3 protein-coding genes are annotated in these 4,036 nt (G+C 55.9%); all 3 read right to left on the reverse strand.

The genetic code is table 11. The features are described from left to right. Window positions 1–369 (reverse strand): DUF444 family protein (locus WCA53_RS06130; RefSeq protein ID WP_423906937.1); only part of this gene is annotated, 369 nt, incomplete at its 3' end. Between the two features lie 202 nt (window positions 370–571). Next, window positions 572–2,494 (reverse strand): PrkA family serine protein kinase, encoded by a 1,923-nt coding sequence (locus WCA53_RS06135; protein ID WP_423906939.1) that lies wholly within the window; start codon window positions 2,492–2,494, stop codon window positions 572–574. Window positions 2,495–3,196: 702 nt separating this feature from the next. Continuing rightward, complete coding sequence (locus tag WCA53_RS06140; protein WP_423906941.1) at window positions 3,197–3,958, reverse strand: 2-keto-4-pentenoate hydratase; 762 nt, start codon at window positions 3,956–3,958, stop codon at window positions 3,197–3,199. Window positions 3,959–4,036 lie beyond the last annotated feature (78 nt).

The following is a 4,036-nucleotide window of genomic DNA, read 5'->3' on the forward strand; positions in this document are numbered from 1 at the left end:
CATGAATTCTTCGCGGGATAACTCGAACACGAAGTCGTCCTGCCCGTCGCCTTCGTTGCTCGCCGTCTTCCCTCCACCGCCGCCTCCGCCACTCGGCCGCGCGATCTTGTCGCCGCGAATATAGTCCGAGTTGCCCGGATGCACGAGTTCGCGCTTTCCGCCGGGGCCATGCCGGAACGACGGTTCGGCGATGTCCTTCTTCGGAATCGTGATGCTTTGCGTGCTCTGGATATCCTTGATGCTTCGGTCGCGAACGGCATCCGACACCGCACGGCGAATATAGTTTTTGACACGACGCAAAAAGCGTTCGCGGTTGGCAATGCTCTTGTTTTTACCGGCTAACCTGCGGTCGATGATTTGATGCAGCACATCCAGTCTCCCGCGTAATGGGCGAGGAAGCGAGGCGCCGGATGGCCGTCACCGCTGACTGCGGCTCAGGCTGTGAAGCGCGCCTCGCAAGGTGCTCATGCTAGCCGTACGTGGCCGGCGCCGCACGAGCGTATGCCCTTGGATCACAACACAACTACGATTCAATCACGTTTTGCTTCGCTACGGTGAGAAGTCGTTTTCCTTACGACGACTTACGGACCCGCAGATACCAGTCGCAAAGGAGCCGCACTTGCTTGGGCGTATAACCCTTGGCGACCATGCGATTGACGAAATCCTCGTGCTTGCGCTGTTCTTCCGCCGATCCCTTGGCATTGAACGAGATCACAGGGAGAAGCTCTTCCGTATTCGAGAACATCTTCTTCTCGATCACCACCCGCAACTTTTCGTAGCTGATCCAGGCCGGATTCTTGCCGCCGTTCGCCGCGCGCGCCCGCAATACAAAATTCACGATCTCGTTGCGGAAATCCTTCGGGTTGCTGATGCCCGCCGGCTTTTCGATCTTCTCCAACTCGGCATTCAACGAAGCGCGGTCAAAGCTTTCGCCTGTGTCGTGATCGCGGAATTCCTGATCCTGAATCCAGAAATCGGCGTACGTCACGTAGCGATCGAAAATGTTCTGTCCATACTCCGAATAAGATTCCAGATAAGCAGTCTGAATTTCCTTGCCGATGAATTCGGCATACCGCGACGCCAGTACGTCCTTGATGAACGACAGGTATTTCTGCTCCGTTTCCGGCGGAAATTGCTCCCGTTCGATCTGTTGTTCCAGCACGTACATCAGGTGGACCGGATTGGCGGCGACTTCAGTCGAATCGAAGTTGAATACCCGCGACAAAATCTTGAATGCAAACCGCGTCGAGACGCCGGTCATGCCTTCATCGACGCCCGCGAAGTCTCGATACTCCTGATACGACTTCGCCTTGGGATCCGTGTCTTTCAGGTTATCGCCGTCATAAACCTGCATCTTCGAAAACAGGCTGGAGTTTTCCGGTTCGTGCAGGCGTGTAAGAACCGCCATTTGCGCCATCATCTTCAACGTTCCAGGCGCGCAAACAGCTTCCGCCAGCGAAGAATTACGCAACAGCTTTTCGTAGATCTTCATTTCTTCGCTATAGCGAAGGCAATAAGGCACTTTCACTACGAAGATACGATCCAGCAATGCTTCGTTGTTCTTGTTGTTACGGAACGTCTTCCATTCAGACTCATTGGAGTGCGCGAGAATCACGCCTTCGAATGGGATCGCACCGAATCCTTCCGTACCCTTGAAATTGCCTTCCTGAGTTGCAGTCAGCAAGGGATGCAATACCTTGATTGGCGCCTTGAACATTTCGACGAATTCAAGCATGCCCTGATTCGCGAGACACAGGCCACCGGAATAGCTGTACGCGTCGGCGTCGTCCTGTGAATAAGTTTCGAGCTTGCGAATATCGACCTTGCCGACAAGCGACGAGATGTCCTGATTGTTTTCATCGCCCGGTTCGGTCTTGGCTATTCCGATCTGGCGGAGGATGGAGGGATAACGGCGGACCACGCGGAACTTGCGAATGTCGCCGTTGAATTCGTGCAGGCGCTTTACCGCCCAGGGGCTCAGAATGTTTTTGATGTAACGACGCGGGATGCCATATTGCTCTTCGAGGATCGGACCGTCTTCGTCGTAGTCGAAAAGCCCGAGAGGCGACTCGTTGACGGGCGAACCCTTGATTGCGTAGAAGGGTACGCGTTCGGCGAGTTGCTTGAGACGTTCGGCAATGGACGACTTGCCGCCGCCCACGGGTCCGAGCAGATACAAGATCTGTTTCTTTTCTTCGAGACCCTGCGCCGCGTGCCTGAAGTACGACACCACCTGCTCGATCACTTCCTCCATCCCGTAGAACTCACGGAATGCGGGATACACCTTGATGACCTTGTTTGCAAACACACGCGATAAACGCGGGTCGGTGCGCGTGTCGACGGACTCCGGTTCCCCGATAGCCGCCAGCATCCGCTCGCCCGATGTTGCATACGTCGCAGGATCGTCTTTGCAGAGCGCGAGATACTCTTCGAGCGAGAAATCCTCCTCGCGGGTTTTTTCGAAGCGGGTCGCGAAACTGCTGTAGATATCCATGCTACCTCCTCACCGAAGTCAGAAAGCAATGTCTGCGCGGCGCGCCTAAACAGAACAACATCGCTTCAGTTCATCCTAAACCCTTTCGAATTTTTTTTCATGCAATTGCGTTGCTGATTTGCTTCGAAGTATTCCTAGCTTGGTGGAATATTTTCGTTCACCTACAATCATTATCCCGAGTCGCGAAACGTTGCAGGCAATTCGCGCACAGCCTTGCTGTACAAGCCTTGACGCCCGTGGCACGTTGGCAGTCAGATAGTTCGACTGCCAGTGTCATTACCCTACTTTGCGCAACGTTTGTGCGCTGGGTCTGGTTGACAATTTGTAACCGCGTTATCCGATAGCCATCCCGGCTTTATGCGCCGGTTATCCCACCACTCGTCCCCTTGTTCGCCTCTGCGCGTGTCGGTGAGCGAGTCAGTAAGCATGTTTGTACGGGTGTCTGTGGGAGTGTCTTTATATACGCAGGGCGACGTGTGATCGATGCAAGCACTCGTGTCTAATTTGAGTGCCGCCTCTACTGTCCGTGATCATGAAATGATCTGCTCATGCGTCCTCACGCATGCATGAGCGTGCATGGCAATTCCCATAACGCGTGGAGGGATACAAGAAAGAAGAAAGGCGCTTCATGAGCGCCTTTCATTTGTGCGCGAAACCGCACACAAGTGGTGTCGCGGCTTTAGCGTAATTGCATCGCTGTGCTCAGGAGAGGGTCAACTCGATCTCGCCTATCCGGTCGATCCGGCCACTGAGTACGCCGGGCGCTTCGATGCGTCGCGCCCCCGTGTAAGAACCTGTCGTGACGGTCCAGAACGGCTGGACCGCGTGACCCATTGCGCCGCAGTGGTTGACGAACCAGACCAGCAATTCGCGAGGATCGCCGACTGGGTTACCGGTACTTGGCGGTAGGATCGACGTGCCATCGAACATCAATTCGAGTTGTGGCGATAAAAAATCGAAGCTTGGTGCGATCACGTCGTAAGGCTCCATCTTGCCCACCACGAGCGCGCCGTTGTTCTGCGAATCCGCTAGCTGGGCGAGTGGCGCGAGATTGGGCCACTGTTCGAAACGACTGTCCACGACCTCTAGCGCGACCGCCATGCTGCCTAGCGCCGCGAACACTTCGCTGCGGGTGTAAGGTTCGTCGCGCGGGGGCAGCGCGTATTTGAATCGAAACGCTATTTCCAGCTCGACGAGTACACGAAAGAATGAATCGTGCGGGATGTTTGCGGGTGATTCGTGGACGAGCGTGGCGTCGATGGGTGCACCGTTCGCCTGTACTCCGGGTGCTCGCGCGCCCACTTTCCAGGCGCCGATCCGTGCCCCTGACAGTGACAGCACTTGGTGCTGGATGGCGTATGCCGCGTTCGCGTCGGCGGGGATATCGACGGATTCAAGGTCTTCGATTAGCGTGTGCTGCTGGCGCGCCTGCACGAGTTGCGCGGCAAGGGTGGATTCGGTCATGGCGAGCGTCCTTGGTTGTAGTCGGGTTCGCGGCCGGAGCCTTGGGGTCGGTCGAGCGAAGTGCGCCCAGTGTACGGG

Source organism: Caballeronia sp. (assembly GCF_049581465.1).
In the GTDB taxonomy this organism is placed as follows: domain Bacteria; phylum Pseudomonadota; class Gammaproteobacteria; order Burkholderiales; family Burkholderiaceae; genus Caballeronia.